Origin of the sequence: Actinacidiphila epipremni, assembly GCF_012034175.1 — a bacterium.
Classification (GTDB): Bacteria; Actinomycetota; Actinomycetes; order Streptomycetales; family Streptomycetaceae; genus Actinacidiphila; species Actinacidiphila epipremni.
Map to the genome: position 1 here is coordinate 71085 of NZ_JAATEJ010000017.1, position 22459 is coordinate 93543.

Annotated in this window: 1 protein-coding gene; it reads left to right on the forward strand. The window is 77.3% G+C overall.

Features of this window, described 5'->3' with window-relative positions; genetic code table 11:
• The first annotated feature begins 11 nt into the window (after positions 1-11).
• The gene (locus tag HCN08_RS20650) at positions 12-22448 is read left to right on the forward strand and encodes a non-ribosomal peptide synthase/polyketide synthase (protein WP_322974583.1); all 22437 of its coding nucleotides are present in this window, start codon (positions 12-14) and stop codon (positions 22446-22448) included.
• Positions 22449-22459 lie beyond the last annotated feature (11 nt).

Genomic DNA, 22459 nt, shown 5'->3' on the forward strand with positions numbered 1-22459 from the left:
CGGCCGCGCCTGTGACGGAGCCGGCCGCGACCGCCGAGGACTACTGGCGGGAGCGGTTCGCCGCACCGGCTCCCGAGGCCCCGCTGCCGCTCGACCACCCGTACCCCGCCCGCCCGTCGGACACGCCACCGCTCGCCGTCCGGACCGCCCCGCCGGCCGCGGACGCCGACGACACCACGCTGCTCGCCGCCTTCGTCGCCCTGCTGCACCGCTACGGCGGCAGCGGCGCCGCACCCGAGGTGACGGTCGCTCACGACGGCCTGCCGCTGCGCGTCGCCGTGGACGGCGGCACACCCTTCGACCGGCTGCGCCGGCAGGTGGCCGAGGCCCGCGCGCAGGCCGCCGCCCACCGGCTGCCGGCCGCCGGCCTGCTGCGGCTGCTCGCCCCCGCGCCCACCCGCGGCGGCGGCCTGCTGTGCAGCACCGGCTTCGGCGCCGCCCCCTGGGACGGCGGCGGCCCGCTGGACCTCGCCCTGTCCGCCGCCGACGGGCACCTGCGGGCCGACTACCGCGCCGACCTGCTCGACCCCGGCACCGTCGACCGCGTCCTCGGCCACTACCGCACCCTCCTCGCCGACGCCCTCGCCCGCCCCGCCACCCCCGTCGCCGACCTGGAACTGCTCGGCGACGACGAGCGGCGGCGCGTCCTGGCCGACTGGAACGACACCGCGCACGACGTGCCCGCGCGCACCTGGCCGCAGATGTTCGCCGACCAGGTCGCCGCCCGCCCGCACGAGGTGGCCCTCGTCCACGGCGACGAGTGCCTGACCTACGCCGAACTGTCCGCCCGCGCCGCCCGGTTGGCGCACGCCCTGGTCGCCCGCGGCGCCGGGCCCGAGACCGTCGTGGCGCTCGCCGTGCCCCGCTCGGCCGACATGATCGTCACCCAGGTGGCCGTCCTGCTGGCCGGCGCCGCGTACCTGCCCGTCGACACCGACTACCCGGCCGACCGCATCGCGTACATGCTCGCCGACGCGGCCCCCGTGTGCCTGGTCACCACCGCGCAGACCGCCCCCGACCTGCCCCCGGGCACCGAAACGCTGGTCCTCGACGACCCCGCGACCCGGGCCGCACTCGCCGCCCTGCCCGACCGCCCGCCCGGCACCGCCCGCGCCCTGACCACCGCGCACGCCGCGTACGTCATCTACACCTCCGGCTCCACCGGCCGCCCCAAGGGCACCGTCCTCACCCACGCCGGCGTCGCCAAGCTCGTCGCGACCCAGCGCGCACGCTTCGGCGTCGGACCGCACAGCAGGGTCCTGCAGTTCGCCTCGCCCAGCTTCGACGTGGCCTTCTGGGACCTGTGCCTCGGCCTGCTCTCCGGCGGCCGGCTCGTCGTCGTGCCCGCCGACCGCCGCTTCCCCGGCGCGCCGCTGGCCGACTACGCCCGCGAGCACGGCGTCACCTTCATGATCCTGCCGCCCGCGCTGCTCGCCGCCCTGCCCGACGACGTCCACCTGCCGCCCACCGCGACCCTGCTGGCCGGCACCGAACGCGTCTCGCCCGAGCTCGTCGGCAGGTACGCGCGCGGCCGGATGATGTTCAACGCCTACGGCCCCACCGAGGCCACCACCAACTCCACCCTCGGCCTGTGCGACCCCGGCACCCCGCCCGGCAGCATCGTCCCCATCGGCGTCCCCGACCCCGGGACCCGGGCGTACGTCCTCGACGAGCGGCTGCGGCCGGTGCCGGCCGGCGTCGTCGGCGAGCTGTACCTGGCCGGCGCCGGCCTGGCCCGCGGCTACCTCGGCCGCCCCGCCCTGACCGCCGAGCGCTTCACCGCCGACCCCTTCGGGGCACCCGGCAGCCGGCTCTACCGCACCGGCGACCTCGTGCGCTGGAAGGCCGACGGGCGGCTGGAGTTCCACGGCCGCGCCGACAGCCAGGTCAAGATCCGCGGCTTCCGCATCGAACCCGGCGAGATCGAGTCCGTACTGCGCTCCCACCCGGCCGTCGACCAGGCCGCGGTCGTCGTCCGCGAGGACCGCCCCGGCGAGCGGCGGCTCGCCGCGTACGTCGTGCCCGCCCTCGACGGCGAGGCCGCCCCCGAGAACGGCGTGGCCGGCTGGAAGGACCTGCACGACCAGCTCTACGCCGCCGCCGGCGCCGAGGACTTCGAGGAGAACCTCGCCGGCTGGAACAGCATGTACGACGGGCTGCCCATCCCGCTGCCCGACATGCGCGAATGGCGCGAGGCCACCCTCGACCGGATCCGCGCCCTGCGGCCCCGCCGCGTCCTGGAGATCGGCGCCGGCAGCGGCCTGCTGCTCAACCGCCTCGCACCGGACTGCGACGCCTACTGGGGCACCGACCTGTCCGCGCAGGCGGTACGCGCCCTGTCCGCGCACGTCGCCGCCGACCCCGCGCTCGCAGCCCGCGTCACCCTGCTGGAGCGGCCCGCGCACGACCTCACGGGCCTGCCCGAGGGCTACTTCGACACGATCGTCGTCAACTCCGTCGTCCAGTACTTCCCCGGCGCCGACTACCTCACCGGCGTCCTGCGCGGCGCCGCCGCCCTGCTGGCACCGGGCGGCGCCCTCTTCGTCGGCGACGTCCGCAACCTGCGGCTGCTGCGCACCCTGAGCGCCGCGATCGAGACGGCCCGCACCCGGGACGAGGGCCCCGAGCCCGCCGCCGGCAAGGACGCGCTGCGCGCCGCCGTGGACCAGGCCGTCGCCTGGGAGGGCGAACTCCTCCTCGACCCCGACTACTTCACCACCCTCGACGGCCTGACCGCCGACATCCGCGTCAAGCGCGGCAGCCACCACAACGAACTGACCCGCTACCGCTACGACGTCGTCCTGCGCCCGGGCACGAGCCCCGCCGCACCCGGCGCCGCACCCGAGACCGAGCCCGAGACCGGGCCGGAGCCCGAGACCGAGACCGAGACCGGGCCGGAGCCCGAGACCGAGACCGCCTGGGCCGACCTCGGCTCGCTCGCCGCGCTGGAGGCACTGCTCGGCGCCGGGCCGCGCCGGCTGCGGGTGACCGGCATCCCCAACGCCCGGCTCGCCCCCGACCTCGCCGCGCTCGCCGCCCTCGGCGACGCCAGCACCACCGCCGCCGGGCCCTACGGCATCGACCCCGAGGCCCTGCACGAGGCCGCCGCCCGGCACGGCCACCAGGCCGCCCTCACCTGGAACGGCGACGCCGACGACGGCAGCCTCGACGCGGTCCTCGCCCCCGCCGGCGACCCGCCGGCCGGCCCCGCCTACCGCCCCGGCGGCGGCCACCCGCCGGCCAACCGCCCGGCGCCGTTCCGCAACACCGGCGCCCTGATGGCGGCGCTGCGCACGCACGCCGCCGCGCACCTGCCCGACTACATGGTCCCGGCCGCCTTCGTGCCCCTGCACCGGCTGCCCGTCACCCCCAGCGGCAAGCTCGACGCCGCCGCGCTGCCCGTACCGGCCCGCGGGGCGGGCAGCACCGGCCGGCCGCCCGGTACCGCACGCGAGCGGCTGCTGTGCGAGCTGTACGCCCGCGCCCTCGGCGTGCCCTCGGTCGGCGCCGACGACGACTTCTTCGCCCTCGGCGGCGACAGCATCCTCGCCGTGCGCTTCCTCGTCCTCGCCCGCCGCGCCGGGCTGGAGCTGACCTCGCGGGACGTCTTCCGGCACCGCACCGCCGCCGAACTCGCCGCCGTCGCCCGGGCCGCCGGCGAGGACACCGCCGGCACCGCGCCCTGGCCCGTGCCCACCGCCGAGGAGGTCGCCGCGCTCGCTGGCGCCGAACCCGCCCTCACCGTCGAGGAGGCGCTGCCGCTCGGCCCGCTCCAGGAGGGCTTCTTCTTCCACGCCCTGGTCGACGGCGCCGAGCACGACGCGTACGTCGTCCAGCAGGTCGTCGAGCTGTCCGGCCCGGTCGACGGCGCCCTGCTGCGCCGGGCCGCCGGGCGACTGCTGGAGCGGCACGCGCCGCTGCGCGCCTGCTTCCGCCAGGCGCCCGGCGGCCGGCCCGTCCAGCTCATCGCGGCCGGCCTCCGGCTGCCCTGGCACGAGGTCGACCTCGCCGCGCAGGACGGCGCCGTCCGCGACACGCTCGCCGCCGCCGTCGCCGACGACGAGCGCTCCCGGCCCTTCGACCTCGCCCGCCCGCCGCTGCTGCGCTGCGCGCTCATCCGGCTCGGCGAGGACCGCAGCCGGCTCGTGCTGACCTTCCACCACATCGTCGCCGACGGCTGGTCCCTGCCCGTCCTGCACCGCGAACTGCTCGCCCTGTACGGCGACAACCCGCCGCCGCTGCCGCCCGTCGCCCCCTACCGCCGCTACCTGCGGCGGATCGCCGGCGCCGACCGGGACGCCGCCCGCGCCGCCTGGCGCACCGCGCTCGCCGGCGTGGACGGGCCGACCCGGCTGGTGGAGTCGCCCGCGACGCCAGGACCGGTCGCACCGGCGCAGATCCGCGTCGAGCTGCCCGCGCGGACGACCGCGCTGCTCGCCGCCCGGGCACGGGAGCGCGGCATCACCCTCGGCACCGTCGTCCAGGGCGCCTGGGGCCTGCTGCTCGGCCGGATGACGGGCCGCCAGGACGTGCTGTTCGGCACCACCGTCGCCGGCCGGGACGCCGCCGTCGAGGGCGTCGAGTCGATGATCGGACTGTTCATCAACACCCTGCCCACCCGGCTGCGCTGGGCACCCGGCGACACCCTCGGCGCCCTGCTGGACCGGCTCCAGCGCGAGCAGGGCGACCTGCTCGACCACCAGCACCTCGGCCTCGCCGAGATCCAGCGGACCGCGGGCCACGCCGGCACCGGCGAGCTCTTCGACACCCTGGTGGTGTTCGAGAACTACCCCGGCGGCTCCGGACCCGCCGGCGTCACCGACCCCACCGGCACCGTCGCCGTCACCGGCCACGCCTTCCACGACGCCGTCCACTACCCGGTGGCGCTCATCGTCACCCCCGGCCGCCGCCTCGACCTGCGGCTGAAGCACCACACCCGGCGGATCGGCGCCGCGGCCGTCCAGGCGCTCGCCGACCGGCTCACCCTCGTCCTGGAGGCGCTGGCCGAACGGCCCGCCGCCCGGGTCGCCGACCTCGACCTGCTCACCGCCGCAGAACGGGCCGCCGTCCACCCGGCGGGGGAGTCCCGCACGGTGCCGGAGACCACGCTGGCCGCCGCCTTCGCCGCGCAGGCCGCGCGCACCCCGGACGCCACCGCCGTGGTCGCCGAGGGCGCGGCCCTCACGTACGCCGAACTCGACGCCCGCGCCGAGGAGCTGGCCGTACGGCTGCGGGCGCGGGGCGCGGGCCGGGAGCGGTTCGTGGCCGTCGCCGTACCGCGGTCGGCGGAGCTGATGGTGGCGCTGCTGGCCGTGCTGCGCACCGGGGCCGGCTATCTGCCGCTGGACCTGGACTACCCCGCCGACCGGCTGGCGTACATGCTCGCCGACTCCGGCGCGACCACCGTCGTCACGACCGCGCGGGCCGCGGGCCGGCTGCCGTCCGCCGCGGGCCTGGACGTCGTGGCCGTCGACGCACCGGAGCCCGCGCCCGTCACGGCAGCCGCACCGGTGACCCCCGCCCGGCCCGGCGACCCCGCCTACCTCATCTACACCTCCGGCTCCACCGGCCGCCCCAAGGGCGTCGTCGTCACCCACCGCGCCATCGCCAACCGGCTCGCGTGGATGCAGGGCGCCTACGAACTCGCGCCCGGCGACCGGGTGCTGCAGAAGACGCCGGCCGGATTCGACGTGAGCGTCTGGGAGTTCTTCTGGGCGCTGCGCGAGGGCGCGACCGTCGTCCTGGCCGCGCCCGACGGCCACCGCGACCCCGGCTACCTCGCCCGGCTGGTCCGGGCCGAGCGCGTCACCGCGATGCACTTCGTGCCGTCCATGCTGGCCGCGTTCCTCGCCTCCGACGAGGTCACCGCCGACCCGTCCTGGGCCGCGAGCCTGCGCCATGTGTTCAGCAGCGGCGAGGCCCTGCCCGGCGACGCGGCCCGCCGCTGGCACGAGCTGACCGGCGTGCCGCTGCACAACCTCTACGGCCCCACCGAGGCCGCCGTCGACGTCACCCACCACACCTACGACGGCCGGCCCGGCGCCACCGTGCCCATCGGCCGGCCCGTGCGGAACACCTCCCTGCGCATCCTCGACGCCTGCCTGCGCCCCGTCCCCGACGGCGTCCCCGGCGAGCTGTACCTGACCGGCGTCCAGCTCGCCCGCGGCTACCACCGCCGCCCGGCGCTGACCGCCGACCGCTTCGTCGCCGACCCGTACGCCACCGCGCCCGGCGCGCGGATGTACCGCACCGGCGACCTCGTCCGCCGCCGCCCGGACGGCACGGTGGACTACCTCGGCCGCACCGACCGGCAGGTCAAGCTGCGCGGCAACCGCATCGAGCCCGGCGAGATCGAGGCCGCCCTCACCCGGCTGCCCGGCGTCGCCCGCGCCGCGGTGCTGGTCCGCGAGGGCCGGCTGGTCGCCTACGTGGTCCCGGCGCCGGGAGCCCCCGCGCACGGCCGCCAGGACGCCGCAGGGGACACCACCGCGCCGCCCGCCGGCCCCGCCGCCCCGGGGATCGACGCCGCCGCCCTGCGTACCGCGCTGGCCGGCGCGCTGCCCGCGCCGCTGGTCCCCGAGGCGTACGTCGTCCTCGACGCCCTCCCGCTCACCCCCAACGGCAAGCTCGACCACGCCGCCCTGCCCGCCCCCGAGACCGCGCACGCGCCCCGCCGCGAGCCCTCGGGCCCGCTGGAGCGGCAGCTCACCGGCATCTTCGCCGCCGTCCTCGGCACCGACGACATCGGACCCGACGACGACTTCTTCGCCCTCGGCGGCGACAGCATCAGCTCCATCGGCGTCGCCAGCCGGGCCCGCGCCGCCGGACTCGACCTCGACCCGCGCGCGGTCTTCACCCACCGCACCCCCGCCGCCCTGGCCGCCCACGCCGGCACCGCCCGCGCCCCGCAGCCCGGGCCGGCCGGCGAGACCGGCACCGGCCTCACCCTCGGCGACGCCGCGCACGCCCGGATCCGCGCGCTCGCCGCACCGGCCGCCGTCACCGAGGTGTGGCCGCTGGCGCCGCTCCAGGAGGGCCTGTTCTTCCACTCCGCCTACGACGCCCACGACCCCGCCGGCCAGGGCGCCGCCCTCGACGTCTACACCGTCCACGAGACCTTCGACGTCACCGCCGGCCTGGACACCGCCCGGCTGCGCGCCGCCGTCGCCACCCTGCTGGCCCGCAACCCCGGCCTGCGCGCCGGCTTCACCAGCGACGGCCTCGACCAGCCCGTGCAGTTCATCACCGAGGCCCCGGCCGTCCCGCTGGACGAGGTGGACCTGTCCCACCTGCCGCCCGCCGAGCAGGACGCGCGGGTGGCCGAGCTGACCCGCGCCGAGCGCGAGCGCCGCTTCGACCTGTCCGCGCCGCCGCTCTTCCGGCTGCTGCTGATGCGGCTCGGCGCCGCCCGCGGCGACCGGCTCGTCATCGGCCGCCACCTGATCCTGTGGGACGGCTGGTCGGCCTGGCTGTTCCTCGACGAGCTCTTCGCCCTCTACGCCTCGGCCGGCGACCCCGCGGCGCTGCCCGAGCCCGGCAGCTACCGCGACTACCTGGCCTGGCTCGCCCGGCAGGACGACACCGCCGCCACCGACGCCTGGCGTACCGCCCTGGCCGGCCTGGACGAGCCCACCCTGCTCGCCCCCGGCGCCGCCGACGGCCTGGCACCGGTCATCCCCGACCAGCTCGACACCCTGCTGGCCGCCGACCTCGGCGACCGGCTGCGGGACGCCGGCCGCGCCCACGGCCTGACCCTCAACACCCTGCTCAGCGCCGCCTGGGCGCTCACGCTGTCCGCCACCACCGGCCGCACCGATGTCGTCTTCGGCACCACCGTCGCCGGCCGGCCCAGCGACGTCCCCGACGTCGAGCACATCATCGGGCTGTTCCTCAACACCGTGCCCACCCGCGTCGTCCTCGACCCGGCAGAACCCGTCCTCGCCCTGCTGCACCGCGTCCAGGACACCCGCCTGGACCTCATGCCGTACGAGCACCTGAGCCTCGGCGTGCTCCAGGCCGACAGCGGCCACCGCCGGCTGTTCGACACCCTCTTCGTGCTGCGCAACAACGACACCGAGGAACGCCTCGCCGCGCTCCACGAGCGGTACGGCGCGACCGCCGTCGCCAACGTCGACGCCACCCACTACCCGGCCAACCTCGTCGTCACCCCCGGCCGGCGGATCACCGTCACCCTCACCCACCGCCCCGACCTCGTCCCGGCCGGCCGCGCCCGGGCCCTGCTCGACCGCTTCACCCTGCTCCTGGACCGCCTCACCGCCGACCTGACCGCCCCGGTCGGCTCCCTCGACCCGCTGCTGCCCGCCGAGCACGCCGCGCTGCGCGAGCAGTGGGCCGGCAGCCGGGTGCCCGCCCCGCGGGACACCGTCGCCGACCTGCTCGCCGCCCAGGCCGCCCGCACCCCGCACACCCGCGCCCTGGTCTGCGGCGACCGCACCATGACGTACGCCGAACTCGACGCGGCCGTGGACCGGCTGGCCCACCTGCTGGCCGCCCGGGGCGCCGGCCCCGAGCAGGTCGTCGCCCTCGGGCTGCCGCGCTCCCCGGAGACCGTCGTCGCCCTCTTCGCCGTGCTGCGCACCGGCGCCGCCTACCTGCCGCTGGAGCTGGACCACCCCGCCGACCGGCTGTCCCTGATGCTCGCCGACGCCCACCCGCTGCTGCTGCTCACCACCACCGCCGTATCCGCGACCCTGGACCCGGCCACCCCCCGCCTGCTGCTCGACGACCCGGCCACCGCCGCGGAACTCGCCGCGCAGCCCGCCGTCCCGCTCGGCCGCCGCTTCAGCCTCGAACACCCCGCGTACGTCATCTACACCTCCGGCTCCACCGGCCGCCCCAAGGGCGTCGTCACCCCCTACCGCGGCCTGACGAACATGCAGCTCAACCACCGCAAGGAGGTCTTCGGCCCGGCCGTCGCCGCGGCCGGCGGGCGCCGGCTGCGCATCGCGCACACCGTGTCCTTCGCCTTCGACATGTCGTGGGAAGAACTGCTGTGGCTCGTCGAGGGCCACGAAGTGCACGTGTGCGACGAGCAGCTGCGCCGGGACGCCGACGCGCTCGTCGCCTACTGCGACCGGCACCTGATCGACGTCGTCAACGTCACGCCCACCTACGCCCGGCTGCTGATCGAGCAGGGCCTGCTCGACGGCCACGTGCCGCCGCTGGTGCTGCTCGGCGGCGAGGCCGTACCGGACACCGTGTGGGCCGCCCTGCGCGACACCGAGGGCACCTACGGCTACAACCTCTACGGGCCCACCGAATACACCATCAACACCCTCGGCGGCGGCACCTTCGACAGCGCCACCCCCACCGTCGGCCGCCCCATCCGCGGCACCCGCGCGTACATCCTGGACGCCTGGCTGCGCCCGGTCCCCGAGGGCGTGCCCGGCGAGCTGTACATCGCCGGCGTGGGCCTGGCCCGCGGCTACCTGGACCGGCCGGGACTCACCGCCGAGCGCTTCGTCGCCGACCCCTTCGGCGCGCCCGGCGAGCGCGCCTACCGCACCGGCGACCTGGTGCGCCGCCGGGCCGACGGCACCATCGACTTCCTCGGCCGCACCGACGACCAGGTCAAGATCCGCGGCCACCGCGTCGAGCCCGGCGAGATCGAGACCGCGCTCAGCCGCCACCCGCTGGTCGCCCAGGCCGCCGTCGTCGTCCGCGGCGACCGCCTGGTCGGCTACGTCGTGCCCGCCCGCGGCGACACCGCGCGGCGCGCCGCCGCCGAGGCCGAGCAGGTCGGCGAATGGCAGGAGATCTACTCCGACGAGTACGAGGAGATCGGCACCGCCCTGTTCACCGAGACCTACGACGGCTGGGACAGCTCCTACGACGGCGCGCCCATCCCCTTCGACCAGATGCACGAATGGCGCGAGGCCACCCTCGCCCGCATCCGCGCGCTGCGGCCCCGCCGCATCCTGGAGATCGGCGTCGGCTCCGGCCTGCTGCTGTCCGGGCTCGCCCCCGGCGCCGAGTCCTACTGGGCACTGGACTTCGCCGCCCCCGTCATCCGCAAGCTCCGCGAGGAACTGCGCCGCGACCCGGAACTGGCCGCCAAGGTCGAACTGCGCTGCCGCCCCGCCGAGGACCTGTCGGGCCTGCCCACCGGCTGGTTCGACACGATCGTGGTCAACTCCGTCGTCCAGTACTTCCCGAGCGTCGACCACCTCACCACCGTGCTGCGCGGCGCCCTGGACCTGCTCGCCCCCGGCGGCGCCCTCTACGTCGGCGACGTCCGCAACCTGCGCCTGGCCCGCACCTTCCACACCGAGATCCAGCAGGCCCGCGGCACCGCCCCCGCCGACCTGGACCAGGCGGTGGACCGGGCGCTGCTGCTGGAGAAGGAACTCCTGGTCGACCCCGACTACTTCGCCACCCTCGGCCACGGCGTGGACCTGCGCACCAAGCGCGCCCGGCACCACAACGAACTGACCCGGCACCGCTACGACGTCGTCCTCTACGCCGGCGAACCCGACCTGCGCCTCGACGACATCCCGGCGGTCGACTGGGACGCCCTCCCCGGCGGCGCGGACCGTACGGCCGAGGCGGTCGCCCCGCTGCTGGCCGGCCTCGCCGCGGGCGCGGCCCTGCGCCTGACCGGCGTCCCCGACGGGCGTACGCGGCCCGGCGGCATCGACCCCGAGGCGCTGCGCGACCTCGCCGCCGGCGCCGGCCTGCACACCCTCACGACCTGGTCGGCCCGCACCGGCAGCTACGACGCCGTCTTCCTCCCGGCCGAACCCCGGCTCACCGGCGGCCTGTTCCGCCCCGGCGGCGGCACACCCCCGTACGCCAACGACCCCACCGTCGCCCGCGAGGCGAGCGCCCTGGTGCGCAGGCTGCGCACCGACCTCGGCCGCGAACTGCCCGACTACATGGTCCCGGCCGCCTTCGTCACCGTCGACGCCCTGCCCATGAACGCCAACGGCAAGCTCGACCTGCGCGCCCTGCCCGACGCCGAGCCCGCCGTCGCCCTCGGCGGCGGACGCGGGCCGCGCACCCCCCGCGAGGAGGTGCTGTGCCGGCTGTTCGCCGAGGTGCTGGGGCTGCCCGCGACCGGCGCCGAGGACGACTTCTTCGACCTCGGCGGCCACTCGCTGCTCGCCACCCGGCTCATCAGCCGCGCCCGCACCGAACTCGGCGCCGAACTCGCCATCCGCGACCTGTTCGAGGCGCCCACCCCGGCACGGCTCGCGCTGCGCGCCGACAACGGCAAGCCCGCCAGGCCCCGGCTCACCGCCGCAGCCGAGCGGCCCGCGACCGTACCGCTGTCGGCCGCGCAGAAGCGGCTGTGGCTGGTGGAGAATCTCAACCCCGGACAGGAGCCCGGCGGCGGGGGAGCGGCGTACAACTTCCCGCTGGTCGTCCGGCTGCGCGGCCCGCTCGACCTTGCCGCGCTGCGCGCCGCGCTCGCCGACCTGACGGCACGCCACGAGTCCCTGCGCACCCTCGTCGCCGAGCACGACGGCGAACCCCGCCAGCACATCCTCCCGGCCGAGCAGGCGCGGCCCGAGGTCACCGTCACCGACTGCGCCGAGCCGGACCTGCCGCACCTTGTCGAGGCCGTCCAGCGCCGGCCCTTCGACCTCGCCCGCGAACTGCCGCTGCGCGCCACGGTCTTCCGCGTCGCCGCCGACGACCACGTCATCGCCCTGGTGCTGCACCACATCACCACCGACGAGTGGTCCGACCGCCCCTTCCTCGCCGACCTCGACACCGCCTACGCCGCCCGCGCCGCCGGGCAGGCACCCCGGTTCGCACCCCTGCCGGTGCAGTACGCCGACTACACCCTGTGGCAGCAGCAGCTGCTCGCCCAGGTCGGCGAGCGGCAACTCGCCCACTGGACCCGCGCGCTGCGCGGCGCGCCGCACGAGCTGGCGCTGCCGCTGGACCGGCCGCGCCCGGCCGACCCCACCGGGCGCGGCGCCGTCGTGCGCCGCGAGGTGCCGCCGGAGACCGGCCGCGCCCTGCGCGAGCTGACCGCCGCGACCGGCACCAGCATGTTCATGCTGCTCCAGGCCGCCACCGCCGCGCTGCTGCACCGCCTCGGCGCCGGCGACGACATCCCCCTCGGCGCGCCCATCGCCGGCCGCACCGACAGCGGCCTGGACGACCTGGTCGGCTTCTTCGTCAACACCCTGGTCCTCCGCACCGACCTGTCCGCCCCCGACGACGGGACCGAGCTGACCTTCCGCGCGCTGCTCGCCCGGGTACGGGAGTTCTCGCTCGCCGCGTTCGAGCACCAGGACATCCCCTTCGAGCGGGTCGTCGAGGCCGTCGCCCCGCCCCGGGTGGCCGGCCGCAACCCGCTCTTCCAGGTCATGCTCGGCTACCACCACCGCCCCGGCGGCGACCCCGGCACCGTCCTGGGCCTGCCCGCGCAGTGGTACGACATGGACACCGGCACCGCCAAGTTCGACCTCGACTTCACCTTCGTCGACGCGTCCGACACCAGCGGGCGCATCACGCTGCTGCTCGAATACGCCACCGACCTCGCCGACCCGCCGACCGCGGCGCTGCTCGCCGAACGGCTCGTGCTGCTGCTGGACCGGGCCGCCCGCACCCCGGACGCGCCGCTCGCGGCCCTGGACGTGCTGACCGACCAGGAGCGGGAGCGGTCCACCGGCGCCTGGAACGCCACCGAGCACCCCGTCGAGACCCGCTCCGTCCCCGAGATCCTGGCCGACACCGCCCGCCGCCACCCCCGCCGCACCGCCCTGGTCACCGGCCCCGACCACGCCCGGCGCCGCACCACCTTCGCCGAACTGCACGCCTGCGCCCTGGAGCTGGCGGCGCTGCTGCGCTCCCGCGGCGCCGGGCCCGGCACAGTCGTCGGCCTCGCGCTGCCCCGCGACGCGATGGTGCCGGCGCTCTTCGGCGTCCTGGCGTCCGGCGCGGCCTACCTGCCGCTGGACCCGGCGCTGCCGCCGGGCCGGCTGGAGTTCATGCTCGGCGACGCGGCACCGGTCTGCGTGCTCACCACCAGCACGCTCGCCGCCCGGCTGCCCGCCACCCCGGGCGTGCCCCGGCTGCTGCTCGACGCGCCCCGCCCGGCCGCCGCCGCGGCCCCGCCCGGCCCCGCGCCGCATCCGCAGCAGGCCGCGTACACGATCTACACCTCCGGCTCCACCGGCCGCCCCAAGGGCGTCACCGGCACGCACCGGGGCCTGAGCAACCTCTACGGCTCCCACCTGCGCGACCTGATCGGGCCCGCCGTCCGCGACACCGGACAGCCGGTGCTACGCGCCCTGCACGCCGCGTCCTTCAGCTTCGACGGCTCGTGGGAGCCGCTGCTGTGGCTGCTGGCCGGGCACGAACTGCACGTCGTGGACGAGCCCACGCTGCTCGACCCGGCCGCGCTGCTCGGCCGCATCGCCGGCTCCGGGCTCGACTTCGTCGACCTGACGCCCACCTACCTGCGCGAGCTGCTGCACCACGGCTTCCTCGACCCGGCCGGGCACGTCCCGGCGGTCCTCGCGGTCGGCGGCGAGGCCACCCCGCCGGCCCTGTGGCAGCGGCTCACCGCGCTGCCGGGCACGGCCGTGCACGACCTGTACGGGCCCACCGAATGCGCGGTCGACGCGTACGGCTGGCACCACGCGCCCGGCGGCGCCGACTGGGCGGCGCCCCTGGACAACATCCGCGCCCACGTCCTCGACGAGCGGCTGCGCCCCTGCCCCACCGGCGTACCCGGCGAGCTCTACCTCGCCGGCGAGGGCCTGGCTCGCGGCTACCTGGGCCGCCCGGCCCTGACCGCCGAGCGCTTCACCGCCGACCCGTACGCCCCCGCGCCCGGCGGCCGGATGTACCGCACCGGCGACCTCGTCCGCCGCCGCCCCGACGGCACGCTCGCCTTCCTGGGCCGGGCGGACGGCCAGGTCAAGCTGCGCGGCTTCCGCATCGAGACCGGCGAGATCGAGTCGGTGCTCACCACCCACCCGGCGGTGTCCGCGGCAGCCGTCCTCGTCCGCGAGGACCACACGGGCGAGCCACACCTGGTCGCATACGTCGTCCCCCGCGCCGAGGGCACCCCGCACACGCCGGAGGGCACGCCCGGCGCGGATGGCGCGAGTGCTCCCCGCGGCGCGGGCGGTACGGACACGGCGGACGGCACGCCCGCCTCGGACGGTGCGGGCGCCCACGACGGTGCGGGCGGTACGGACGCCGCTGGGCGCGTACCCGGCTCGGTCGGTGCGGGCGGTACTCATGCCGCCGGCAGCGTGCCCGGCGCGCATGGTGCGCGCCTCGCGGTCGACCCCGCCGGCCTGCGGGCGCATGTTGCCGCGGCGTTGCCGGACCACATGGTGCCCGCCGCCTTCGTCGTCCTCGACCGGCTGCCGCGCACCGTCAACGGCAAGCTCGACACCGCCGCCCTGCCCGATCCCCAGCCCGGGACGCCGGCGGCGGGAGGCGGTGGGCGGGGGCCGCGCAGTGAGTGGGAGGCCGTGGTGTGCGCGCAGTTCGCCGCCGTGCTCGGGGTCGAGCGGGTCGGGCCCGACGACGACTTCTTCGCGCTCGGCGGTCACTCGCTCGCCGCGATGCGGCTGGTCAGCCGGGTCCGGGGCGCCCTGGGCGCGGGCGCCGCGGCCGAGGTGACGATGCGGGCCGTCTTCGACGCCCCGACGCCGGCCCGGCTCGCCGCCCGGTTGGGCGCGGGCCGCGCAGCCGCCCGGCCCGCGCTCGCACCCGGGCGCCCGCGCCCCGAGCGGCTGCCGCTGTCGTCCGCCCAGCGGCGGCTGTGGCTGCTGCACCAGGTGGAGGGCCCCAGCCCCGCCTACACCCTCCCCTCGCTGTGGCGGCTCACCGGCACACCGGACACCGCCGCGCTCGAAGCCGCCCTGAACGACGTCGTCGCCCGGCACGCCCCGCTGCGTACCGTCTTCCCCGCGGTGGACGGCGTCCCCTACCAGCACGTCCTCGACCCGGAGCAGGCCCGCGTCCCCCTGGCCACCGCCGCGTACGACACCCTCGCTGCCGAGACCGCCCGCCCCTTCGACCTCGGGCGGGACCTGCCGCTGCGGGCGTTCCTCGCCGAGGACCGCGACCGGCCCGGCGAGCACCTGCTGCTCCTGCTGCTGCACCACATCGCCACCGACGAGTGGTCCGACCGGCCGCTGTTCGCCGACCTGTCCACCGCCTACGCCGCCCGCACGAACGGGGCCGCCCCCGACTGGGCGCCGCTGCCGGCGAGTTACGCCGACTACACCCTCTGGCAGCGCGACCTGCTCGCGCAGGACGGCGCCGGCCTGCTCGGGTACTGGACCGGCGCCCTCGCCGGGCTCCCCGCCGAGCTGGCGCTGCCCACCGACCGGCCGCGCCCGGCCGAGTCCAGCGGGCGCGGCGGCACCACCGGCTTCACCGTGCCGCCGACGCTGGAACGCGCGCTGCGGGCCGTCGCCCGTGACCACGGCGTCAGCATGTTCATGCTGCTCCAGGCCGCCACCGCCGCGCTGCTGCACCGCCTCGGCGCCGGCGACGACATCCCGCTCGGCGCCCCGGTGTCGGGCCGCACCGACGAAGCCCTCGAAGACCTCGTCGGATTCTTCGTCAACTCCCTCGTGCTGCGCACCGACCTGTCCGGCGACCCCACCTTCGCCGACCTGCTCGCCCGGGTCCGGGAGACCGACCTGGCCGCGTACGAGCACCAGGACCTGCCCTTCGAGCAGCTGGTCGAAGCCCTCAACCCCGAGCGCTCGCTCGCCCGGCACCCGCTCTTCCAGGTCATGGTCGTCCACCTCGCCGGGCCCGGCGAAGGCCCCGCCCTGCCGGGCCTGACCGCCCGCCGCGAGAGCCTCGGCCAGGACAGCGCCAAGTTCGACCTCAGCTTCGACTTCGTCGAGCAGGGCGACGGCGAGGGCATCCAGGGCTGGATCGAATACAGCGCCGACCTCTTCGACGCGCCCACCGCCGACCTGCTCGCCCGCCGTATGGAAGCCGTGCTGGAGCAGATCGCCGCCGACCCCGCCCGGCCGGTCGGCACCCTGGACATCCTGCGCGACGACGAACGCGCCCGCGTCCTGACCACCTGGAACGCCACCGCCCACCCGGTCCCCGCCACCACCCTGCCGGAGCTCTTCCGCGCCCAGGCGGCCCGCAGTCCCGAGGCCGTCGCCGTCACCTTCGAGGGCAGCTCGCTCACGTACGCCGAACTCGACCGGCGGGTCGAGGCGCTGGCCCGCGCCCTGGCCGCACAGGGCGCGCGGGCCGAGGCCACCGTCGCCGTCGCCCTGCCGCGCTCCCTCGCCCTGGTCGTCGCGCTGCTCGCCGTGCACCGCGCGGGCGCCGGCTACCTGCCGCTGGACACCGACCACCCCGCCGAACGCCTCGCGTACATGCTCGCCGACGCCCGCCCGGTGTGCCTGGTCACCGCCGGGGACGCCACCCTGCCGGACGCCGGCCTGCCCCGGCTCACGGTGGACGCCGGCGGCGCCCCCGACCCGGCCGCCCCGGCGGCCGGCCTGCCCGCCGGGTACGACCCGCGCCACCCGGCGTACGTCATCTACACCTCCGGCTCCACCGGCCGCCCCAAGGGCGTCACCGTGCCGCACGAGGGCATCGCCAACCGGCTGCTGTGGATGCAGGACACCTACCGCATCGGCGCCGGCGACCGCGTCCTGCAGAAGACCCCGGCCGGTTTCGACGTGTCGGTGTGGGAGTTCTTCTGGCCGCTGATCACCGGCGCCGCCCTCGTCCTGGCCCGCCCCGGCGGACACCGCGACCCCGCGTACCTCGCCGCCCTCATCCGCGAGGAAGGCGTGACCACCGCCCACTTCGTGCCCTCGATGCTGCGCGCCTTCCTCGACGAGCCCACCGCCGCCGGATGCACCGGCCTGCGCCAGGTGATGTGCAGCGGCGAGGCACTGCCCGCCCCGCTCGCCGCCCGCTTCCACCGCGTCCTGCCCGGCCCCGGCCTGCACAACCTGTACGGCCCCACCGAGGCGTCCGTCGACGTCACCGCCCACCAGGTGCCCGCCGACCCGGCCGCCGTGCCGATCGGCCGCCCGGTGTGGAACACCCGCGCCTACGTCCTGGACGCCGCCCTGCGCCCGGTCCCGCCGGGCGTGCCCGGCGAGCTGTACCTGTCCGGCGTCCAGCTCGCCCGCGGCTACCTGCGCCGCCCCGCCCTGACCGCCGAGCGCTTCACCGCCGACCCGTACGCCCCCGCGCCCGGAGCGCGGATGTACCGCACCGGGGACCTCGCCCGCTGGACGCCGGACGGGGAGCTGGAATACCTCGGCAGGACCGACGACCAGGTCAAGCTGCGCGGCTTCCGCGTCGAGCCCGGCGAGATCGAGGCCGTGCTCGCCGCGCACCCCGCCGTCGGGCACGCCGCCGTCCTGGTCCGCGACGACCGGCTCGTGGGATACGTCGTCCCGGCCGCCGGCGCCGGCGCCGACCCCGCCGCGCTGCGGGCGCACACCGCCCGCTCGCTGCCCGGCCACATGGTCCCGGCCGCCGTCGTCGTCCTCGACGCGCTGCCGCTCACCCCCAACGGCAAGCTGGACCGCCGCGCCCTGCCCGCCCCGGACTTCGCCGCCGAGGTCACCGCCACCGCGCCGCGCACCCCGCTGGAGGAGACGCTGTGCGCCCTCGTCGCGGACGTCCTGGGCCTGGAACGCGTCGGGGTGGAGGACGACTTCTTCGCCCTCGGCGGCGACAGCATCGTCGCCATGCAGCTGGTCGCCCGGGCCCGCGCCGCCGGGCTCGCGCTCAGCCCGCGGGACGTCTTCCGGCACAAGTCGGCCGCCGGGCTCGCCGCGGTCACCCGCGCCCTCGACGGCACACCGGACGCCGACCCGGACGCCGGCCTCCTCGCCCTCACCGACGCCGAACGCGCCGAGCTGGCGGCGCTCCCCGCCGGCACGGACGTCCTGCCCGTCTCCCCGCTCCAGGCCGGGCTGCTCTTCCACGCCGCCCTCGACTCCGCCGACGACGGCCCCGACGTCTACACCGTCCAGGTCTGCTACGACCTCGAAGGACCGCTCGACGCCGGCCGGCTGCGGGCCGCCGCGCAGGACCTGCTCGACGCCCACGAGAACCTCCGCAGCGGCTTCCGGCACCTGGCCTCCGGCCGCCCCGTCGCCCTCGTGCCCCGCACCGCCGCGCTGCCCTGGCGGCAGCTCGATCTCACCGGCCGGGACGACGCCGAGGACACCTGGGCGCGGCTGCTGCGCCAGGAGCGGCGCCGCTTCGACCCGCAGCGCCCGCCGCTGCTGCGGCTGCTGCTCGCCGCCGTGGGCCCGGGCCGGCACCGCCTGGTGCTCTCCCACCAGCACCTGCTGCTCGACGGCTGGTCCCTGCCGCTGCTCACCGCCGAGCTGTGGGCGCGCTACGAGGGCCGCACCCCGGCCGCGCCCGCGCCCTACCGCGCCCACCTGCGCCGGCTCGCCGCCCTGGACGGCGCCGCCTCCGCCGCCGCGTGGGCCGGCGCGCTCGCCGGGCTCGCCGAGCCCACCCGGCTCGCGCCCGCCGACCCCGACCGGGCCGCCGCCGTCCCGCACACCCGCACCGTGGAGCTGGACCCCGCGGCGACCGCCGACCTGGCGGGATTCGCCCGGCGCCGCGGCGTCACCCTCAACACGCTCGTCCAGGCCGCCTGGGGCGTGCTGCTCGGCCGCCTCACCGGCCGCGACGACGTCGTCTTCGGCGCCACCGTGGCCGGCCGGCCGGCCGAGCTGCCCGGGGCCGAGTCGATGATCGGGCTGTTCATCAACACCGTGCCTGTACGCGTCACGATCGACCCGACCGAGAGCACGGCCGCGCTGCTGGCGCGGCTCCAGGACGAGCAGTCCCGGCTCATCGCCCACCAGCACCTCGGCCTCGCCGACATCCAGCGCGCCGCCGGACTCGGCGAGCTCTTCGACACCCTCGTCGTCTTCGAGTCCTACCCGGTCGCCGAGGACACCGAAGCCGGGACCGGCGACGCGCCCACCGTGACCGTACGCGACCACGAGGACTCCACCCACTACCCGTTCACCTGGGCGGTGGAACCGGGCGAACGGCTGCGGCTGACCGCGGAGTTCCGCCCCGACCTGTTCGAGGCCGCGACCGTCCGGCGGATCACCGCCGCCCTGGCGCACCTGCTCACCTCGATGGCCGCCCACCCCGACCGCCCGGTCGGCCGGCTCGACCTGCTCGCCCCGGCGGACCTGCGCACCGTCCTGGAGACCGGGAACGACACCGCGCCGCCCGGCACCGCAGGGCCGCACACCGTGCCGGCCCTCTTCGCCGCCCAGGCCGCCGCCGCGCCCGGCGCGACCGCCGTCACCGACGGCCGTACCACCTGGAGCTTCGCCGCACTCGACGCCCGCACCGACCGGCTGGCCCGGATCCTCGCCGGGCACGGCGCCGCCCCCGAGCGGATCATCGCGCTCGCCCTGCCCCGCACCGCCGACCACATCGCCGCGATCCTCGCCGTGATGAAGTCCGGCGCCGCCTACCTGCCGCTCGACCCCGACCTGCCGCCGGCCCGGCTGACCGCCATGCTCGCCGACGCCCGCCCGCTGCTGGTGCTCGCCACCCGGGAGACCGCCGCCCACCTGCCGCCCGGCGCCCCGGTGCTGCTGCTGGACGCGCCGGACGCCGGGCTCCCGCAGGCCGACCCCGTCGCCCCCGGCCCCGGCCACCCCGCCTACGTCATCTACACCTCCGGCTCCACCGGCCGCCCCAAGGGCGTCGTCGTCACCCAGGGCGGCCTCGCCAACCTCTTCCACAGCCACCGCGCCGACCTGCACGAGACGGCCCGCCGGATCGCCGGACGGCGGCATCTGCGGGTCGGCCACGCCTGGTCGTTCTCCTTCGACGCCTCCTGGCAGCCCCAGCTGTGGCTGCTCGACGGGCACGCCCTGCACATCGCCGACGACGAGACCCGCCGCGACCCCGAGCTGCTGGCCGCCTTCGTCCGCGACCAGGGCATCGACTTCATCGAGGTCACCCCGTCCCTGCTGTCCCGGATGGCCGACAGCGGCCTGATCGGGCCGGCCGGCGACTGCCCGCTGGCGGTCGTGGGCTTCGGCGGCGAGGCCGTGCCCGAACCCCTGTGGGCGCGGCTCGCCGCGCTGCCCCGCACCGAGGCATTCAACCTCTACGGCCCCACCGAGGCCACCGTCGACGCGCTCGTCGGGCACGTACGCGGCAGCGCCCGCCCGGTCGTCGGGCGCCCCGTCCACCGCTCCCGCGCCTACGTCCTGGACACCGCCCTGCGCCCGGTCCCGCCCGGCGTCACCGGCGAGCTGTACCTGGCGGGCCCGGGCCTGGCCCGCGGCTACCTGGGCCGCCCCGACCTCACCGCCGAGCGCTTCGTCGCCGACCCGTACGCCACCACGCCGGGAGCGCGGATGTACCGCACCGGCGACCTGGCCCGGCGGACCGAGGAGGGCCTGCTGGAATTCGCCGGCCGCGCCGACGACCAGGTCAAGATCCGCGGCTACCGCGTCGAGCTCGCCGAGATCGAGGCCGCGCTGGACACCCACCCGGCGGTCGCCCGCAGTGTCGTCGTCGCCCGCGAGCACCGGCCGGGCCTGCGGCAGCTCGTCGCCTACGCCGTCGTCGCCCCGCCCGACCGGCAGGCGGCCGGCCCCGCCGAGCTGCGCGCCCACGCCGCCGCCACGCTGCCCGACTACATGGTCCCGGCCGCCGTCGTCGTCCTCGACCGGCTGCCGCTGCTGTCCAACGGCAAGCTCGACCGGGCCGCCCTGCCCGCGCCCGACTTCACCGCCGCAGGCGGCGGTCGGGCCCCGGCCGACGACACCGAGCGGGCCCTGCGCGACCTGTTCGCCGACGCGCTCGGCCTGCCCGCCGACGCCCTCGGCGCCGACGACGACTTCTTCGCCTTCGGCGGCGACAGCATCGTCGCGATGCAGCTCGTCGCCCGCGCCCGGGCGGCCGGCTGGAAGGTGACGCCCCGCCAGGTCTTCCAGCACCGCACGGTCGCCGCGCTGGCCGCCGTCGCCCGGCCGCTGGCCGCGGCGGAGCGGCACGCCGTCCACGACGACGGCACCGGGCCCGTTCCGCTCACCCCGATCATGCGCGCCCTGCTGGAACGCGGCGGGCCGCTGGCCGCCTACCACCAGGCCGCGCTCGTCCGCACCCCCGCGGGGCTCACCGAGCCCGGGCTGCTCGCCGTGCTGGCCGCGCTCGCCGCCCGGCACGACATGCTGCGCGCCCGGCTTGTCCGCACGCCCGAACCGGCCCTGCTGGTGCCCCCTGCCGAGGAGGCCGCCGCCACCGGCCGGCTCACCCGGGTGGACGTCGCCGGCATCGTCGCGGACGAGGCCGCGCTGCGCGGCGCCATCGCCCGGCACGCGGAGACCGCCCGCGCCGGCCTCGACCCGGAGGCCGGGGCGATGGTGCGGGCGGTGTGGTTCGACGCCGGGCCGCAGCAGGCAGGACGGCTGCTGCTGCTCGTGCACCACCTGGTGGTCGACGGTGTCTCCTGGCGCGTCCTGCTGCCGGACCTGGCCGCCGCCTGGGCCGCCGTCCGGGCCGGGCGCACGCCCGAACTGCCGCCGGTGGAGATGTCGTTCGCCCGCTGGTCGCGGCTGCTCGGCGCCCGCGCCACCGACCCGGCCACCGAGGACGAGCTGCCGTGGTGGACCGCGACCCTCGCCGAAGGCGCCGGCCTGCCGCTGCCCGGACGCCTCGACCCGGCCGCCGACACCGTCGCCACCACCGGCTACCTGTCCGTCACGCTGCCCGCCGACGTGACAGGGCCGCTGCTGAGCGCCGCCCCCGCCGCCTTCGGGGCCGGCGTCAACGACGTCCTGCTCACCGCGTTCGCCCTCGCCGTCGGCGACTGGCGGGCCCGCACCCTGGGCGCCGCGGCGGCCGGCGGCCCGGTCCTGGCCGACCTGGAGGGCCACGGCCGCGACGAGGACCTGGCCGGCGGCGCCGACCTGTCCCGTACGGTCGGCTGGTTCACCGGCGTCGTGCCGGTACGGCTCGACCCCGGCCCCGCCGCGCGGGACGCGCTCGACGGCGGACCGGCGCTGGACGAGGCGCTGGACCGGATCCGCGGGCACCTCGCCGCGCTGCCCGCCGCCGGCACCGGCCACGGGCTGCTGCGCCACCTCAACCCCGCGACCGGCCCGCGGCTGGCCGCACTGGGCGAGCCGCAGATCGAGTTCAACTACATGGGCCGCTTCGACCACGCCGAGGCCGCCGACTGGTCCTACGCGGCCGAGGAGGACGCCGCCGACCTCGACGCCGACCCCGGCATGCCGATGTCGCACGCCCTGACCCTCAACGCCCTCACCCAGGACCGCCCGGACGGCCCGGAGCTCGCCGCCCACTGGGCGTACGCGACCCGGCTGCTGACCGAGGAGCAGGTCCGCGACCTCGCCGCCACCTGGTTCCGGGCGCTGGAGGCGGTGGTACGGCGGGCCGCCGTACGCCGGCCCGCCGACCGCGACCGGCCGCCGGCCCCGTGACCCGCCCGACC